The following is a 2,144-nucleotide window of genomic DNA, read 5'->3' as shown; positions in this document are numbered from 1 at the left end:
TAATAGTCGCAAACGGACAGGGAGATTTGGAAAATAAAATATTTAGAATCGGAACTTTGGGATTTGTTTGCGAAAGAGATTTGATTATGGCTGTAGGTTCTTTGGAAGCGAGTCTTTTAAAATTGGGTTATAAATTCAATCTCGGCAGCGGAGTAAAAAAATTGATTGAAGAATTAAATAAGAATTGAAAAAATAATTAACGGAGATTTATTGAATTATGGAAGCTAAAGAAAAAAATTTTAAAGAAATTATGATTAATGAAAAAAAATTTATTATTCCATTTTTTCAAAGACATTATGTTTGGGGAAAAGAAGATTGGGAAAGGCTTTTTAATGATTTGTATGACAGTTTTAAAAATAACAAAGACCATTTTTTAGGTTCTATTATTTTAAAGCGTTCTCTTGGTAATGATAATTTTGCGAATGTTATTGATGGACAACAAAGATTAACTACTTTTTCAATTCTTTTTAAAATTTTATACGATAAATTAGATGATGAAGATAAAGAAGATTATATATCATGCTTATATCAAAAACCGCTTAAACAAAGATTGCCAATAATTCAACATTCAATGCTTGATATAGAAAAATATAATGAATTGTTCACAAATAATGACATTAATAAAGGAATTAAAGAAGGTATTATTGGGTGTCATAATTTTTTTGTTGAAAAGGTTAAAGAAGCTTTTAATGATAATATAAAACAAATTCATGAATTTTTAGATTTTATTTATGAGAGAAAAGTTTGGATAACCGTTTCGTTAAACGCTAATGAAGACGAACAAAAAATTTTTGATTCTATAAATTCCACAGGAGAACCACTTAACGCTACAGATATTATAAAAAATGCACTATTTGATAAAACTATAAAGATTATAGGCGAAACAGAAGCGACTAAATGGTATAAAAAATATTGGGGAAGTATTTTTGAAAAAGATAATACTGAAAGAAGTTTTTGGGATAAAAAAACAACTATAGGTAGAATAAAAAGAGCAAAAAGTGAAATATTTTTTCATGCATTTGCTATTATAGAAGGTTTTTTTGACCCTAATAAGCATAATTTACAAAATATGAGCCTATTATATAAAGAACATACTAAAAATTTTGGAGAACAGGAATTAAAAAATTTTTTTGAGGATATATTAAAATATTCAGAAATATATAGAAAATTTCCAATTTATAACAAAGAAAGTTTATTTTCTTTTGAAAAGTGGGAGGATAGATTTTTTCATATTATAGAACAAACTAAAACTAATACTGTTTTACCATTAATTTTGATATTAAAAGATAAACTAAATTGTGAAAAAGAAACTCTTAAAGAGTGTTTATATATATTAGAAATATTTATACTTTGCAATAAAGAAAATAAAAATTATAACAAATTTTTTGTTGAAGTTGTAAAAGATTTACCAAAAGAAAACAACGAAATAGCTTCTTATCTTAAGAATAAAATATCTAATACATATGAATTAAATAAGCAATATGTAGAGAAATTGTTAAAAAACATAAATAATAATAATACGGCAAAAATAATCTTATTTTGGATAGAATTACATAGAGAAGATAAAGAAAAAGATTTCAAAGATAAAACCGAACTTAAATATATTTATACGCTCGAACATCTAATGCCACAGAAATGGCAAACTCATTGGGTAGAAGTAGGAAAAAATAGCGATAATGCTAAAAAACTTATTTACCAGATTGGAAATATGACATTACTAAAAAATAAATTAAATGCAACTATTCAAAATCAAACTTGGGATATAAAATTAAATGGCAATAAAAAGGTAAAACACTTTATTAAAAAGAGTGCTGATTTATTGATTAATAAAGAGTTGATAAATGAAAAAGGATGGAATGAAAAAACCATTGAGGATAGAACCAAACTTTTAACAAAAGAATTTTTTGAAATATGGAATGTAGATATTTTTGAAAATAAATAAAAATAAACTATGGAGAATTATTAAATGAAAGTATTGATAACGGACAATATAAACAAATGCGTGAAAGATATAATATCCGAAACTGCAGAAGCGATTTTTCTTCCAACTATGAGCGAAGAGGAGATAATAAAAATAATCGGCGAATATGACGCTTTGATGGTGAGAAGTCAAACCACTTTGATGGTGCGAAGTCAAACCAAAG

Annotated in this window: 1 protein-coding gene and 1 pseudogene; both read left to right on the top strand. The window is 25.0% G+C overall.

Going from position 1 to position 2,144, the window contains the following annotated elements; all coding sequences use genetic code 11:
• Positions 1 to 188 (top strand): annotated as a pseudogene (locus tag EZH24_RS10665) (pyridoxal-phosphate-dependent aminotransferase family protein); the annotation flags it as partial.
• Between the two features lie 29 nt (positions 189 to 217).
• The gene (locus tag EZH24_RS10660; protein ID WP_137999102.1) at positions 218 to 1,942 is read left to right on the top strand and encodes a DUF262 domain-containing protein; all 1,725 of its coding nucleotides are present in this window, start codon (positions 218 to 220) and stop codon (positions 1,940 to 1,942) included.
• Positions 1,943 to 2,144 lie beyond the last annotated feature (202 nt).

Origin of the sequence: Brachyspira catarrhinii (genome assembly GCF_005518285.1) — a bacterium.
GTDB lineage: Bacteria > Spirochaetota > Brachyspiria > Brachyspirales > Brachyspiraceae > Brachyspira > Brachyspira catarrhinii.
This window is presented reverse-complemented; position numbering and strand designations above follow the sequence as displayed.

What these genes read in the sequence shown, in the direction of transcription:
- EZH24_RS10660 (WP_137999102.1), top strand. Translation starts at nt 218, where the DNA reads ATGGAAGCTAAAGAAAAAAATTTTAAAGAAATTATGATTAATGAAAAA.